At 60.4% G+C, this 15,377-nt stretch carries 13 protein-coding genes; 10 read left to right on the top strand and 3 right to left on the bottom strand.

All coding sequences use genetic code 11. The features are described 5' to 3' along the window. Window positions 1-200 precede the first annotated feature (200 nt). From NVB75_RS18515 to NVB75_RS18480, 8 genes are all read left to right on the top strand, one after another. Window positions 201-980 (top strand): gamma-glutamyl-gamma-aminobutyrate hydrolase family protein, encoded by a 780-nt coding sequence (locus NVB75_RS18515; RefSeq protein WP_093203916.1) that lies wholly within the window; start codon window positions 201-203, stop codon window positions 978-980. A 39-nt stretch (window positions 981-1,019) separates the two neighbouring features. Continuing rightward, window positions 1,020-2,378, top strand: a complete 1,359-nt coding sequence (locus NVB75_RS18510) for a glutamine synthetase family protein (RefSeq protein ID WP_201125642.1) — start codon at window positions 1,020-1,022, stop codon at window positions 2,376-2,378. Between the two features lie 58 nt (window positions 2,379-2,436). Continuing rightward, entirely contained in the window at window positions 2,437-3,801 is a 1,365-nt protein-coding gene (locus tag NVB75_RS18505) for an aspartate aminotransferase family protein (RefSeq protein ID WP_258342718.1), read from the top strand. Window positions 3,802-4,009: 208 nt separating this feature from the next. Then, complete coding sequence (locus NVB75_RS18500; RefSeq protein WP_275712421.1) at window positions 4,010-5,104, top strand: polyamine ABC transporter substrate-binding protein; 1,095 nt, start codon at window positions 4,010-4,012, stop codon at window positions 5,102-5,104. A 240-nt stretch (window positions 5,105-5,344) separates the two neighbouring features. Continuing rightward, a complete protein-coding gene (locus tag NVB75_RS18495) occupies window positions 5,345-6,439 on the top strand; it encodes a polyamine ABC transporter substrate-binding protein (RefSeq protein WP_258342715.1) in 1,095 nt (364 codons plus the stop codon). Window positions 6,440-6,513: 74 nt separating this feature from the next. Then, window positions 6,514-7,656 (top strand): ABC transporter ATP-binding protein, encoded by a 1,143-nt coding sequence (locus tag NVB75_RS18490; protein WP_003195240.1) that lies wholly within the window; start codon window positions 6,514-6,516, stop codon window positions 7,654-7,656. Further along, on the top strand, window positions 7,653-8,573 hold the full coding sequence (locus NVB75_RS18485; protein WP_258342713.1) for an ABC transporter permease subunit: 921 nt from the start codon (window positions 7,653-7,655) through the stop codon (window positions 8,571-8,573). Before NVB75_RS18490 ends, NVB75_RS18485 begins: the two co-directional genes overlap by 4 nt. Further along, window positions 8,570-9,457 carry an ABC transporter permease subunit gene (locus NVB75_RS18480; RefSeq protein WP_258342711.1) on the top strand — a complete coding sequence of 296 codons (888 nt, stop codon included), beginning with the start codon at window positions 8,570-8,572 and terminating at the stop codon, window positions 9,455-9,457. The genes NVB75_RS18485 and NVB75_RS18480 overlap by 4 nt, the downstream gene beginning before the upstream one ends. A gap of 119 nt (window positions 9,458-9,576) precedes the next feature. Here NVB75_RS18480 and NVB75_RS18475 read toward each other — a convergent pair whose 3' ends face one another. Next, the gene (locus NVB75_RS18475; protein ID WP_258342710.1) at window positions 9,577-10,218 is read right to left on the bottom strand and encodes an HD domain-containing protein; all 642 of its coding nucleotides are present in this window, start codon (window positions 10,216-10,218) and stop codon (window positions 9,577-9,579) included. A 300-nt stretch (window positions 10,219-10,518) separates the two neighbouring features. On the opposite strand from NVB75_RS18475, the gene NVB75_RS18470 reads away from it, so the two are divergent. Continuing rightward, window positions 10,519-11,484, top strand: a complete 966-nt coding sequence (locus NVB75_RS18470; RefSeq protein ID WP_258342709.1) for a GlxA family transcriptional regulator — start codon at window positions 10,519-10,521, stop codon at window positions 11,482-11,484. Here the strand turns inward: NVB75_RS18470 and NVB75_RS18465 are convergent. Next, window positions 11,462-11,815, bottom strand: a complete 354-nt coding sequence (locus NVB75_RS18465) for a carboxymuconolactone decarboxylase family protein (protein WP_016973032.1) — start codon at window positions 11,813-11,815, stop codon at window positions 11,462-11,464. The two genes, NVB75_RS18470 and NVB75_RS18465, sit on opposite strands and share 23 nt — an antisense overlap. A 99-nt stretch (window positions 11,816-11,914) precedes the next feature. Here NVB75_RS18465 and NVB75_RS18460 point away from each other — a divergent pair, with 99 nt between their 5' ends. After that, the gene (locus tag NVB75_RS18460) at window positions 11,915-12,817 is read left to right on the top strand and encodes an AraC family transcriptional regulator (RefSeq protein WP_258342708.1); all 903 of its coding nucleotides are present in this window, start codon (window positions 11,915-11,917) and stop codon (window positions 12,815-12,817) included. Between the two features lie 147 nt (window positions 12,818-12,964). Here the strand turns inward: NVB75_RS18460 and NVB75_RS18455 are convergent, their stop codons facing one another. Continuing rightward, window positions 12,965-15,328 (bottom strand): penicillin acylase family protein, encoded by a 2,364-nt coding sequence (locus NVB75_RS18455; RefSeq protein ID WP_258342707.1) that lies wholly within the window; start codon window positions 15,326-15,328, stop codon window positions 12,965-12,967. Between the last annotated feature and the right edge of the window lie 49 nt (window positions 15,329-15,377).

Raw genomic sequence — 15,377 nt, 5'->3', positions numbered from 1 at the left:
CAAGCGAGGCCTTTTTTGCCCTAAAAAAGCGCCTTGAGGGCTTTTTTGGGGCTTTTTGGGGCGATTTTTTGGGATTGGTGCTCTTGGAACCAGCACGTTTGAGCGGGCCGTGTTGTATTTTTTACGGGGGTGTTGTGTAAAAAAATGAACAAGGCTAAGCTCGATTCAAACCCATAACAGCAATAATACCGGGGTGCTTCATGTCTCGCCTGCCGTTAATCGGCGTCACCGCCTGCTCCAAACAGGTCGGTCTGCATGCTTATCACATCAGTGGCGACAAATACGTCCGTGCAGTGGCCACCGCTGCCAAGGGCTTGCCGTTGATTATTCCGTCCCTGGCGGATGTGCTCGACCCGGCCAATATTCTTGACGGTCTGGACGGCATTCTTTTTACCGGTTCACCTTCCAATATCGAACCCTTTCACTACGACGGTCCGGCCAGCGCGCCCGGGACTGCTCATGATTCTGCACGGGACCAAACCACGCTACCGCTGCTGCGTGCCGCGATTGCGGCAGGCGTTCCGGTGCTGGGGATTTGCCGTGGCTTCCAGGAAATGAACGTGGCGTTTGGCGGCAGCCTGCACCAGAAGGTTCACGAAGTGCCGGGCATGATGGATCACCGCGAAGACGACACCCAGCCGCTGGACATCCAATACGGCCCGGCGCACGCAGTGGCCATCTCCCCGAATGGGGTATTGGCAAGCCTGGGCTTGCCGTCGACGATCCAGGTCAACTCGATTCATTCACAGGGCATCGATCGCCTGGCGCCGGGTTTTCAGGTGGAGGCCACTGCGCCGGACGGCCTGATCGAAGGCTTTTCGGTTCCCGCGGGCAAGGCTTTTGCTTTAGGAGTGCAATGGCACCCCGAATGGCAGGTAAGCTCTAACCCGCACTACCTCGCAATCTTCCAGGCATTTGGCAATGCCTGTCGAAAGCGGGTGATGCAACGCGACGCGGATGCTGCGTCAACTTACGCCTGACCTTTAATGGATGTCAGGAAACACAGCCCAGAGGCATTTATGAGTAACAACCTCGACCAGCTCACCGATTGGTTGAAAGACCACAAGATCACAGAAGTCGAATGCATGATTGGCGACCTCACCGGCATCACCCGGGGCAAGATCTCGCCGACCAACAAGTTCATCGCCGAAAAAGGCATGCGCCTGCCCGAAAGCGTTCTGTTGCAGACCGTGACCGGCGACTATGTCGAAGACGACATCTATTACGAATTGCTCGACCCGGCCGACATCGACATGATCTGCCGCCCGGACGAGAACGCGGTGTACCTCGTGCCCTGGGCCATAGAGCCTACGGCCCAGGTGATCCACGACACCTACGACAAGCAAGGCAACCCGATCGAGCTGTCGCCGCGCAACGTGCTCAAGAAAGTCCTCAAGCTCTACGCCGATAAAGGCTGGCAGCCCATCGTGGCGCCGGAGATGGAGTTCTACCTGACCAAGCGCTGCGAAGACCCGGACTTCCCGCTGCAACCGCCGATTGGCCGTTCCGGTCGCCCGGAAACCGGCCGCCAGTCCTTCTCTATAGAAGCGGCCAACGAATTCGACCCGTTGTTCGAAGACGTCTACGACTGGTGCGAGCTGCAGGAGCTGGACCTCGACACGCTGATCCACGAAGACGGCACGGCGCAGATGGAAATCAACTTCCGTCACGGCGACGCCCTGTCCCTGGCCGACCAGATCCTGGTGTTCAAGCGGACCATGCGTGAAGCGGCGCTCAAGCACAACGTGGCGGCCACCTTTATGGCCAAGCCCATGACCGGCGAGCCCGGCAGCGCGATGCACCTGCACCAGAGCATCATCGACATCGCCACCGGCAAGAACGTGTTCTCCAATGAAGACGGGACCAAGAGCGAGCTGTTCCTGCACCACATCGGTGGCCTGCAGAAATTCATCCCTGAGCTGTTGCCGCTGTTCGCGCCTAACGTCAACTCGTTCCGCCGCTTCCTGCCCGACACCTCGGCGCCGGTCAACGTGGAGTGGGGCGAAGAAAACCGCACCGTAGGCCTGCGGGTACCGGACGCCGGCCCACAAAACCGTCGGGTGGAAAACCGCCTGCCGGGTGCCGACGCCAACCCGTACCTGGCGATTGCTGCCAGCTTGCTGTGTGGCTACATCGGCATGGTCGAAGGCATCAGCCCAAGCGCGCCGGTGGTGGGCCGTGGTTACGAGCGTCGCAACCTGCGCCTGCCGCTGACCATCGAAGACGCTCTGGAACGCATGGAAAACAGCAAGACCATCGAGAAATACCTGGGTCAAAAATTCATCACAGGCTACGTCGCGGTCAAGCGGGCCGAGCATGAAAACTTCAAGCGCGTGATCAGTTCGTGGGAGCGGGAATTCCTGCTCTTTGCCGTCTGATGCGCCGGGCGCGCCCTTCAAACGGCGCGCCCTCACCTGAAACACTTAGGAGATTGGTATGTCCAGCAACAACCCGCAAACCCGTGAATGGCAAGCCTTGAGCAGCGATCACCACCTGGCGCCGTTCAGCGACTTCAAGCAATTGAAAGAGAAAGGCCCACGGATCATCACCAAAGCCCACGGCGTTTACCTGTGGGACAGCGAAGGCAACAAGATTCTCGACGGCATGGCCGGCCTGTGGTGCGTGGCGATCGGTTACGGTCGCGATGAACTGGCTGATGCGGCCGCCAAGCAGATGAAAGAGCTGCCTTACTACAACCTGTTCTTCCAGACTGCCCACCCGCCGGTGCTGGAACTGGCCAAAGCCATCTCCGATATCGCCCCGCAAGGCATGAACCACGTGTTCTTCACCGGTTCCGGCTCCGAAGGCAACGACACCATGCTGCGTATGGTCCGCCACTACTGGGCGATCAAAGGCCAGCCGAACAAGAAGACCATCATCAGCCGCAAGAATGGCTACCACGGCTCCACCGTGGCCGGCGCCAGCCTGGGCGGCATGACGTATATGCATGAACAGGGCGACTTGCCGATCCCGGGCATCGTCCACATCGCCCAGCCATACTGGTTCGGCGAAGGCGGCGACATGAGCCCGGAAGAATTCGGCGTGTGGGCGGCCAACCAGTTGGAAGAGAAGATTCTGGAGCTGGGCGTGGACAACGTCGGCGCCTTTATTGCAGAGCCGATCCAGGGTGCCGGTGGCGTGATCGTACCGCCTGCCAGCTACTGGCCGCGCATCAAGGAAATCCTTGCCAAGTACGACATCCTGTTCGTCGCCGATGAAGTGATCTGCGGCTTTGGCCGTACCGGTGAGTGGTTCGGTAGCGATTTCTACGACCTCAAGCCCGACATGATGACCATCGCCAAGGGCCTGACCTCCGGCTACATCCCGATGGGTGGCCTGATCGTGCGCGACGAAGTGGTCGCAGTGCTGAACGAAGGCGGTGATTTCAACCACGGCTTCACCTATTCCGGTCACCCGGTGGCGGCAGCAGTAGCCCTGGAAAACATCCGCATCATGCGCGATGAACAAATTGTTAAGCGCGTGCACGACGAAACGGCACCCTATTTGCAAAAGCGTTTGAGGGAACTGGCGGATCACCCGTTGGTGGGTGAAGTTCGCGGTGTGGGCATGCTCGGTGCCATCGAGCTGGTTCAGGACAAGGCAACGCGCAAGCGTTATGAAGGCCGTGGTGTTGGCATGATCTGCCGCACGTTCTGCTTCGAGAATGGCCTGATCATGCGCGCCGTGGACGACACCATGATCATTTCGCCACCGCTGGTGATCAGCAAGACCGAGATAGACGAGTTGGTGACCAAGGCGCGGCACTGCCTGGACCTGACTTTGGCGGCATTGCAGGGCTAAATGCTAGGCTCAGAACGCAGCGCCTGTCGGGCGCTGCTTCTGGGATGTTAGAAAAGCGGGGCATTGGTTGAAAGCCGGCCCCTGAACTTGCCAGACTGTCGCCCTGTTTTGTTGCCCCTTAGACGGGCTGCGAAACACGTTGGACTTAAAGAACGAACGTGGCCCAAAAAAGAAAAAATTGGAGCATGACCGAATGAAGGCATTAGGTTTGAAGAACGCTGGCAAGACCCTCCTGGCCTTGTCCCTGATGGGGGCCATGGCAGGCGCGGCGCACGCCGACGATAAAGTGCTGCACGTTTATAACTGGTCCGACTACATCGCACCGGACACCATCGCGAACTTTGAAAAAGAGTCCGGGATCAAGGTGGTCTATGACGTGTTCGACTCCAACGAAACCCTGGAAGCCAAGTTGCTGGCAGGCAAGTCCGGCTACGACATCGTCGTGCCGTCGAACAACTTCCTCGCCAAGCAGATCAAGGCCGGTGTTTACCAGGAGCTGGACAAGTCCAAGCTGTCGAACTACGACAACCTGAACAAATCCCTGCTTAAAGCCGTGTCCGTCAGCGACCCGGACAACAAGCACGCTTTCCCGTACATGTGGGGCTCCATCGGCATCGGCTATAACCCGGAGAAGGTCAAGGCCGCACTGGGCATCGACAAGATCGACTCGTGGGACACCATCCTCAAGCCGGAAAACCTCGCCAAGCTCAAAGGCTGCGGTGTGAGCTTCCTCGATTCGCCAACCGAAATGCTGCCGGTGGCACTGCATTACCTGGGCCTGCCGACCGACACCCAGAAGAAAGAAGACCTCAAGCAAGCCGAGGCGCTGTTCCTCAAGCTGCGTCCTTCGATCGGTTACTTCCACTCGTCCAAGTACATCTCCGACCTGGCCAACGGCAACATCTGCGTAGCCGTGGGTTATTCGGGTGACGTGCAACAGGCCAAGTCCCGCGCGGCTGAAGCCGGTGGCAAGGTCAAGGTGGCCTACGACATTCCGAAAGAAGGTGCCGGCAGCTTCTATGACATGGTCGCCATCCCTAAAGATGCCGAAAACGTCGACGCCGCCTACAAGTTCATGAACTACCTGCTCAAGCCGGAAGTCATGGCGAGCATCACCAACAGCGTGCGTTTCCCGAACGGTAACGAGAAGGCTACCGCATTGGTCGACAAAGACATCACCAGCGACCCAGGCATTTATCCGTCAGCGGACGTGCAAGCCAAGCTGTATGCCATTGCTGACTTGCCGGCTGCTACTCAGCGGGAAATGACCCGCAGCTGGACCAAAATCAAATCGGGCAAGTAAGCCTTAAAACCTGTGGGAGCAGGCTGGTGTGGGAGCGGGCTTGCTCGCGAAGACGGTGTGTCGGCTAGCGTATGTATCAACTGATACGCCGCTTTCGCGAGCAAGCCCGCTCCCACATAGCCCGCTCCCACCCATTAAATGACAGAAAGTTTTGCCGGATCGGTTTATCGAGGGTAAGTTGCGCGCCGGTTTTGTTGCCGGGCAACAACTTCGGGCCCAACTATTTAAGAGGACCTCCACTTGCCAATTTCTTTATTTCGCAAAGCCTTGCTGGTGGGTGCAGGTATCACGCTGGCTGTCAGCGTGCAGGCCGCCCCGACTGTGCATATTTATAACTGGTCGGACTACATCGGCCCGGACACCCTGGCCAACTTTGAAAAGGCCACCGGCATCAAGCCGGTCTACGACGTGTTTGATTCCAACGAAACCCTGGAAGGCAAGTTACTTGCCGGGCGTACCGGGTATGACGTGGTAGTGCCGTCGAACCACTTCCTTGGCAAGCAGATCAAGGCCGGGGCGTTCCAGAAAATCGACAAGTCGCAGCTGACCAACTACGCCAACCTCGACCCGGCGTTGCTCAAGCGCCTGGAAAAGAACGATCCGGGCAACCAGTACGCGGTGCCGTATCTGTGGGGCACCAACGGTATTGGTTACAACGTAGATAAAGTCAAAGAAGTGCTGGGCGTCGACAAGATCGACTCCTGGGCCGTGCTGTTCGAACCGGAAAACATGAAGAAGCTGGCGAGCTGCGGCGTGTCGTTCATGGACTCGGCGGACGAAATGTTGCCGGCGGTGCTCAACTACATGGGCTTGAACCCCAACAGCACCAACCCTGAAGACTATAAGAAGGCTGAAGAGAAACTCCTGAAAGTGCGTCCTTACGTGACCTACTTCCATTCTTCCAAGTACATCTCGGACCTGGCCAACGGCAACATCTGCGTGGCGGCCGGTTTCTCCGGTGATGTGTTCCAGGCCAAGGCCCGTGCGACCGAGGCGGGCAAGGGCGTGAACATCGCCTACGTGATTCCGAAAGAAGGCGGCAACCTGTGGTTCGACGTGCTGGCCATCCCCAAGGATGCCACTAACGTCAAAGAGGCCCTCGCCTTCATCAACTATTTGCTGAAACCTGAGGTGATCGCTCAGGTCAGTGATTACGTCGGTTACGCCAACCCTAACCCAGGGGCGGACAAACTGATGGAGCAATCGATACGCACCGACGAAGCGGTTTACCCACCGCAGGCGGTTCTCGACCGGACTTTTGTCAACTTCGAGCTACCCCCGAAAGTGCAACGTTTGATGACCCGTAGTTGGACCAAGGTCAAGACGGGCAAGTAAGGCTTAACGCTCAAACTATCCAAGGCTGGCCCGTATTGGGCGAGCTGCACTCTTTTTTTCTGGGAGTTTCGTAAATGGCAGTTGCCTCCGGCGCCTATAAGAAAGCCCTCGAGGGCGACCAGACACCGAAAAAGGTGCTGGTCAAAATCGACCGGGTCACGAAGAAGTTCGACGAGACGATTGCGGTGGACGATGTGTCCCTGGAAATCAAGAAAGGCGAAATCTTCGCCTTGCTCGGCGGATCGGGTTCGGGCAAATCCACCTTGCTGCGCATGCTCGCAGGCTTCGAGCGCCCAACGGAAGGACGCATTTACCTCGACGGTGTGGACATCACCGACATGCCGCCGTACGAGCGGCCGATCAACATGATGTTCCAGTCCTACGCCCTGTTCCCCCACATGACCGTGGCCCAGAACATCGCGTTTGGCCTGCAACAGGACAAGATCCCCAAGGCCGAGGTCGACGCCCGTGTGGCCGAGATGCTCAAGCTGGTGCAGATGAGCCAGTACGCCAAGCGCAAGCCGCACCAGCTGTCTGGCGGTCAACGCCAGCGGGTGGCCCTGGCGCGTTCCCTGGCCAAGCGTCCGAAACTGCTGTTGCTCGATGAGCCGATGGGCGCCTTGGACAAGAAGCTGCGTTCGCAGATGCAGCTGGAACTGGTTGAAATCATCGAGCGCGTAGGCGTGACCTGCGTAATGGTGACCCACGACCAGGAAGAGGCCATGACCATGGCCGAGCGCATCGCGATCATGCACCTGGGCTGGATTGCCCAGATCGGCAGCCCGATCGACATCTATGAAACGCCTACCAGCCGCCTGGTGTGCGAGTTCATCGGCAACGTCAACATCTTCGACACCCAGGTGGTGGACGACGCTGAAGGCCACGCGGTACTCAAGTGCCCGGACCTGGACCGCGACATCTACGTCGGCTACGGCATCGCCACCTCGGTGGAAGATAAGTCGGTGACCTACGCCATCCGCCCTGAAAAGCTGCTGGTGACCACCGAAATGCCGACCTGCGAGCACAACTGGTCCAGCGGCAAGGTGCACGACATCGCCTACCTCGGCGGCCACTCGGTGTTCTACGTCGAATTGCCGAGCGGCAAGCTGGTGCAGTCCTTCGTGGCCAACGCCGAGCGCCGCGGCCAGCGCCCAACCTGGGGCGACCAGGTGTACGTGTGGTGGGAAGACGACAGCGGCGTGGTACTTCGCTCATGAACATGAAGAAGTTCAAACGCCAGCTGCAACGAATAACCCCCGGTGGCCGGCATGTGGTCATCGGGATCCCTTTCCTCTGGCTGTTCCTGTTCTTCATGCTGCCGTTCTTCATCGTCTTGAAGATCAGCTTTGCCGAAGCCGACGTGGCGATCCCGCCGTACACCGAGATCTACACCTTCGTTGAGCAGAAACTGCAGTTGGTGCTGAACCTGGCCAACTACGGGATGCTGGGCGATGACGAGCTGTACATCGCGGCGTACCTGGGCTCGCTGAAGATGGCGTTTTTCAGCACCGTCCTCTGCCTGCTGATCGGCTACCCAATGGCCTACGCCATTGCCAGCGCGCGCAAGGAAATCCAGACGGTGCTGGTGCTGCTGATCATGATGCCGACCTGGACTGCGATCCTGATCCGCGTCTATGCGTGGATGGGCATCCTCAGCAACAACGGCTTGCTCAACGGCTTCCTGATGTCCATCGGGCTGATCAACGAACCGCTGCAGATCCTCAACACCAACATCGCGGTGTACATCGGCGTGGTCTATTCGTACCTGCCGTTCATGATCCTGCCGCTGTACGCCAACCTGGTGAAGCACGACCAAAGCCTGCTGGAAGCCGCATCGGACCTGGGTTCGAGCACCTTCAACAGCTTCTGGAAAATCACCGTGCCGCTGTCCAAGAACGGCATCATCGCCGGCTGCATGCTGGTGTTTATCCCGGTGGTGGGCGAGTTCGTGATCCCGGAACTGCTGGGCGGCCCGGAAACCCTGATGATCGGTAAAGTGTTGTGGCAAGAGTTCTTCAACAACCGTGACTGGCCGGTGGCGTCTGCCTTGGCGGTCGTGATGCTGGCGATCCTGATCGTGCCGATCATTCTGTTCAACCGCAGCCAAGCCAAAGAGATGGAGGGCAAGATATGAAGCGCGTCAGTTTCTCAAGCTTCATGCTGGTGGCGGGGTTGCTGTTCATCTACCTGCCGATGCTGATCCTGGTGATCTACTCGTTCAACGAATCCAAACTGGTGACGGTATGGGGCGGTTGGTCGATCAAGTGGTACGTCGGCCTGTTGGACAACACCCAGTTGATGGGCTCGGTCGGCCGCTCCCTGGAAATTGCCTGCTACACCGCGATTGCCGCAGTGGCGCTGGGTACGTTGGCGGCGTTCGTGCTGACGCGTATCAGCCAGTTCAAGGGCCGCACGCTGTTTGGCGGCCTGGTGACGGCACCGCTGGTGATGCCGGAAGTGATCACCGGTCTGTCGCTGTTGCTGCTGTTCGTGGCCATGGCGCAGATGATCGGTTGGCCGCAGGAACGTGGCCTGGTGACCATCTGGATCGCCCACACCACGTTCTGTTCGGCGTATGTGGCGGTGGTGGTGTCGGCGCGCTTGCGTGAGCTGGACCTGTCGATTGAAGAGGCGGCGATGGACCTGGGTGCGCGGCCGTGGAAGGTGTTCTTCCTGATCACCATCCCGATGATCGCGCCGTCGCTGGCGGCGGGCGGCATGATGTCGTTCGCGCTGTCGCTGGATGACCTGGTGTTGGCCAGCTTCGTGTCGGGGCCGGGTTCTACCACGTTGCCGATGGAAGTGTTCTCGGCAGTGCGTCTGGGGGTTAAACCCGAGATCAACGCCGTGGCCAGCCTGATTCTGCTGGCGGTGTCGATCGTGACGTTCCTGGTGTGGTTCTTCAGCCGCCGTGCTGAAGAGCACCGCAAGAAAGCGATCCAGCAGGCGATTGAAGAAGCGGCTGCGGATGGCTGGGAGAAGCCGACGGATTCGCGTCGGGCTCCAGCACCGGTCTAGGATGATCGTTCCCACGCTCCGCGTGGGAACGCCTCCTGTGACGCTCCGCGTCACGACTCTGAGAGCTGACGCGGAGCGTCCAGGGATGCATTCCCACGCAGAGCGTGGGAACGATCTTGTCAGGCGTTCCAAGGCGACTTGCGAATCACCTCGATAAAGTTCATCGGCTTGAACCCAGGCTCCTGATCCACCAGCACATCGGTCTTAACATTGCCGAACGTGGTCTGCGGACGATGGCGCAAGCCATCGGCAAACGCGCAGATGATGCACTCCTTGAACCCTTCACCCCGTGGATGCGCATGCACCACCGCTTCGCGCTGCACGCTGGTAAACGCCGCGTACTCCATCCCCAACACGTCCATTTCCACGCCCGCCGTCACCAGCGCCACAGTCGGGCGCAAATGCTTGGGCACCCCCGGCGTGGTGTGCAGGGCAATCGACAACCACACCTGCTCGATGTCGTCATCGCTCAACCCGTAAGGCTTGAGAAAGTCTGCCGCTGCATTGGCGCCGTCCACTTCAAAGCGCTCGTCGTCACTGCGGTGACCTTCCACCAGGCCCAGGTCGTGGAACATCGCGCCGACGTACAGCAGCTCCGGGTTATAGGCCAATTGCTGGCGCTCACCGCTCAAGGCGCCGAACAGGAACACCCTGCGGGAGTGGTGGTAGAGCAGGTCGGATTCGATGTCGCGGATGTATTCAGTGGTGGCCTTGGCCAGGGCGCTGTCCGGGATCTTGATGCCGGCGATGGTGGTGCTCATGGTCGTTGTCCTCAAGAAAGCGCCGGGTTGGCGCCGATGAGTCCAGTCTGGTCGTGCGCCCGCGAGGGGGCTACCGTGGTGAGGGAGTGATCCCGGCCAATGTGCCGCGATATCGCGCCAAGCGGACTAGTCTCTTGAAACCTGTGAAGATCAAATGTGGGAGCGGCGGTGCGACGATTCGACTTGCTCGCGAAGGCGGTGGATCAGTCGACATATCCAATGACTGACACTCCGCTTTCGCGAGCAAGCCCGCTCCCACAGGGGTTGTATTTATTCAGTTGAAAAAAGGTGTGTTTATCCATGGGCAAAACCGTCGCCATCCTGATCTTCCCCGGCGTCCAGTCACTGGACGTGACCGGCCCCCTGGATGTGTTCTGCGAGGCCAACCGTTTTCTGCCGCCCGAGGCGCATTACCAGCTGGAGGTGATTGGCCTGGAGCACGGCAGCATGGCCTGTTCCAACGGCTTGTCGTTGCAGGCACACCGGCATTTCAGCGAAGCCGTCGAGCCCTACGATCTACTATTGATGGCCGGCGGGCCGCAGTTGCCCTTCGAGGATTTCGGCCCGGTGTTCAATCAATGGCTGCGTGACGCCAGCGCGCGAGCCAAACGTTTCGGCTCCATTTGCAACGGCGCCTTCATGCTCGCCCGGGCTGGCCTGCTGGACGGGCGCACCGTTACTACCCACTGGGGCGACGCCGCTGATTTGGCCGCCTTATGCCCATCGTCCCAGGTCGAAGCGGACCGCCTCTACGTGCAGGACGGCAACCTCTACACCTCCGCCGGGGTGACGGCGGGCATCGACCTGTCGCTGTACCTGCTGGCCCAGGACCACGGCCCGGAAGTCGCCCTGAGCGTGGCCAAGCGTCTGGTGGTATTTACCCAGCGTTCAGGCGGGCAGTCGCAGTTCAGCCCGTTTCTGACACCCCACGCTGAAGCCACCTCGGCGGTGGCGCTGGTGCAGCGCTACGTATTGGCCAACCTGACAGGCGACCTGACCATCGCCGACCTCGCCAAGGCCGCCAACATGAGCGCGCGCAACTTCTCGCGGGTGTTCGCCCGGGAAGCGCAGATCACCCCGGCGGAGTTCGTCGAGCGGGCGCGGGTGGATGCGGCGCGGGTGATGCTGGAAAGCACCCACGCGCCGCTCAAGACCGTGGCGTATCAATGCGGCTTTCGCGATGCCCAGCACATGCGCAGTGTGTTCAACCGCCGGCTGGGCGTGACGCCGCAACAATTCCGGCTTAACTTTGCGGCGCCGGTTTGAGCGTGTCGTAGGCTTCCAGGGCACGCAGCGAGTAGATATACGCCGCACCGGCATTCAGCGAAATCGCCGTGGCCAGGGTCGCGGCCACTTCTTCGCGGGTAGCGCCGGCCTTGATCGCCGCGTCGGCATGCACGCCGATGCAACCGTCGCAGCGCGTGGTGATGGCCACGGCGATGGAAATCAGCTCACGGGTCTTGGCATCCAGGACGTTGTTTTCCTCGGCAGCTTCCCCCAACGCCATGTAGGCTTTGACCATCTTCGGGTTGCTCTTGCCCAGTGCGCCAAAGGCTTTCTTCACGGTAGGCAGCAAGTCGGACCAGTTATTGAACATCGCGTTAACTCCTGAACGGGTTGGGTGTGAAACCAGTCTGGGCTGTTCCGGTTTGGCGGTATTGTTCAATCCGCTCATCTTTTTGACCGATGCTCGCAAATGAACTCCATCGACACCTTGATCGCGTTGGCCAACCTGCGGGGCAGCCTGGACTTGCGTTGCCAGTTCCAGGGCGCCTGGGCCATGGACCACGAGCCCGAGCCGCTGGGCGTGGCGCCGTATCACATTGTGCTGGCGGGCACCTGCCGCGCCGAATTGTCCGGTGGGCAGCAAGTGACGCTGGAGGAGGGCGATATCCTGTTGATGCCCGGTGGCGCGACGCACCTGGTGCGCAGCCAGGGCGTGCGGGTGAAGCCGTTGGCGCAGACCGTGATCGAGGGCGGCCTGTTGCCGATCCATCGCCTGGGCGGTGAGCAGCCGGACGTGGACATGCTTTGCGGCAGCTTTCGCTATAACCGCCAGTCGTTGTTGTTCAGTGCGTTGCCGGACTATCTGGTGGTGTCGAGTCGGCAGTGGCAGGCCGATGGGCAGTTGGCGGCATTGATCGCACTGCTGCGCAGCGAGGCGGACGGGCAACGGCTGGGGGCCAGGTTCTTTATCGATGCACTGTCGTCGGCGTTGTTCACCTTGATCCTGCGGGCGTGGCTGACGCAGCAAGCGCCGGTGGCGGGCACCTTTGCCTTGTTGACCGACAAACGCCTGGGCAAGGCCTGGCAGGCGATGCTGGCGGACCCCGGGCATGAGTGGACCATCGACAGCCTGGCCAGCGCCGCGTCGATGTCCCGGGCGACGTTCATGCGTGGGTTTGTCAAAGTGGCGGGCGTGTCGCCGTGGGTGTTGTTGACGCAGTTGCGCATGGAGCTGGCGTTCAACCTGCTGCAGCAGTCGCGGCTGAGCCTGACGGATATTGCTGCCCAGGCGGGGTATCAGTCCCAGGCGGCGTTCAGCAAGAAATTCAAGGAGACCTACGGTGAAGCGCCGGGGCGGCTGCGAGCCCGGTAGCCGCAACAACGCAGATCAAAATGTGGGAGCGGGCTTGCTCGCGAAAGCGGTGGATCAGTCAATACATCTGGTGACTGACACTCCGCATTCGCGAGCAAGTCGAATCGTCGCACCGCCGCTCCCACATTGGGTCTTCTGTTTCTTCAGTTATTGCGGTGTGCGGGCCGGCAACAGCTTGAGCGTACTGCGGGTATTCGCCGTCACTTCCTCATCATTGAAATGCGCTTGCTCATACCCGCCTTCGATATACGTCTCCGCTTGGTCGGAGTAGTGCTTGTCGAACGGCACGCCACTCTGCCCGACCGGGTTGATGGTCAGCGCATGCGCCGCATCGGCGAAGTCGATCAGGCGCCGGGTCGACGGTCCGTACGTCACCGGCCATGGCGCCGGGCCGATCTGTGCGGATTGGTTGTTGGGCACTTCATGGGTGCCAGGAGCGGCAAACGGGCCGACGTTGACGATCTTGTCCAACGGCTTCTGCGAGCCCAGCGGATGGCCGTGGGTCAGGGTGTGGGCCTTGCCCCATTGCCACTGCGACGGGTCGTCACCGAAGGTCGCCTTGAGGTGTTGCAGGCTGTTGTCCCAGGCAAGCTTGACGGTCTCGGCGCGGTGGCCGTCCCACCAGGGCGAATCCGCTGAAGCGGTCAGGCGCGGTAAGGCCGCATCCACCACTCGGGTGGTGAGCAAGGTCTTGAACATCGCATCGCCCAGCTTTGGGTGGAACGCGGCGTCGGTGAGGTTGAACAGGAACTGGTTGAACAGCGTGGGACTGGTGGAATCCAGCGGGTAATCGCCTTTCCACGTTGCCAATTGCTCCACCAGTTTCAACTGTGCCGGGTCCTTGACCACTTCACGCAGCACCGGCAGCAACGGCGCCAGCAGCCGTGGGCCGTAGGCGGTGGTGGTGCCAAGCTGCAAGGCCTGGCTGTTGTCCACATCCCATTTCACGCTGTTGTCGCTCAACTGGGCATTCAACTGCTGGCCACGGTCCGCCAGGTTGTAATAGCCAGGGATCGGCATGCCGGTGGGTGACGCCGGCTGGGCATTGGCGGACACCACATAACCGCGGGCCGGATTTTCTTCCTGGGGGTTGGCGCTGAACGGGTAGAAGCCGAGCTTGTCCGCCTGGGCGGTGCTGCCGTCGAGGATAAAGCCCGGGTTGACCCCGGCCGGGCGGATCGGCAGTTGCGCCGCTGCCCACCAGCCGATATCGCCTTTGGCATTGGCCCATACGATATTCAAGCCAGGCGCCTGGACCTTGGCCGCCGCCGCACGGGCCTTGGCCAGCGTGTCGGCACGGTTGAGCTGATAAAAGCCATCGAGGATCGGGTTCTCGGTGTTGAGGAACGCCCACCACATGGCAATCGGCGTCTTGCCGGCGTTTTCGCCGAGCACGTCATTGATGATCGGGCCGTGGGGCGAGGTGCGCAGGGTCATGGTCACCGGGTCCTGGCCCTTGACCGCGATCTGTTGCTCGCTGCTGGTCATGTCCACCCACTGGCCGTGGTACCAGACCTGGTTGGGGTTGTCCGGGTTGACCTTCTCGGCGATCAGGTCGAGGTCGTCGTTCTGGAACATGGTCAGGCTCCAGCCGAAATCCTTGTTGTGGCCCAAGAACGCCACCGGCACCAGCGCGTTGTGATAACCGTAAAGCTCGAAACCCGGCGCTGACAGCTGCGCCTCGTACCACACCGATGGCACCGAGAAGCGGATATGCGGGTCACCTGCCAGCAACGGTTTGCCGCTCTTGGTGCGGCTGCCGCTGATGGCCCAGGCGTTGCTGCCTTCGAACTGCGGCAGGCCGTTTTCGGCCAGGGCTTGTTCGCTCAACTGGGCGATGGCGCCCAAATCCTTCCAGTCACCAGCCGCCAGGTTCAGTGCGCCCTTGGGCTGCCAGTCGAGGTCGAAGACCTTCAGGTAATCGTTGCCCAGTTGATCGCGGACGTAGGTCAGCAACGGTTCGGTACGAAAGGCGGCGGCAAAGCTGTAGGCCAGGTAGCCAGCAACGCTGATGGTGTCTTCGGCGGTAAACGGACGCTTGGGGATGCCCAGTACGTCGAACTCCATGGGTTTGGCGTGGCTGTCCTGATACTGGTTGACCCCGTCCAGGTAGGCTTGCAGGGCCTTCCAGGACGCAGACTCATGGTCCATGTGTTCGACGTAGCTCAAGGCGCGCTCGCGAATGCGCAGGCTGCGGAACAGTTTGTCGGTTTCCAGCAACTTGGGTCCCAGCACCTCGGCCAGCTCGCCACGGGACAGGCGCCGCATGATCTCCATCTGGAACAACCGGTCCTGGGCATGCACGTAGCCGAGGGCGCGGTACAGGTCGGTCTCATTCTCGGCGCGGATATGCGGCACGCCTCGGTCGTCGTAGCGCACGGTGACCGAGCCTTGCAGGTGGGCCAGCTCCACCGTGCCCTGGCGAGTCGGCTGCTTGCTGTACACGTACCAGCCGGCGCCAACCATTAGGGCTACGAGCAGGATGGCCAGCGCGGTCAGGATGCGTTTCATGGGTTGTCCCTTATTAGTCGGTCACCGTGAAGATTCGGGCAGTTTAGTG

The sequence above is a fragment of the Pseudomonas sp. CBS genome (genome assembly GCF_024734645.1).
In the GTDB taxonomy this organism is placed as follows: Bacteria; Pseudomonadota; Gammaproteobacteria; order Pseudomonadales; family Pseudomonadaceae; genus Aquipseudomonas.
Note: the sequence above shows the minus strand (reverse complement) of the source record. Positions and strands in the feature narration are given on the sequence as shown.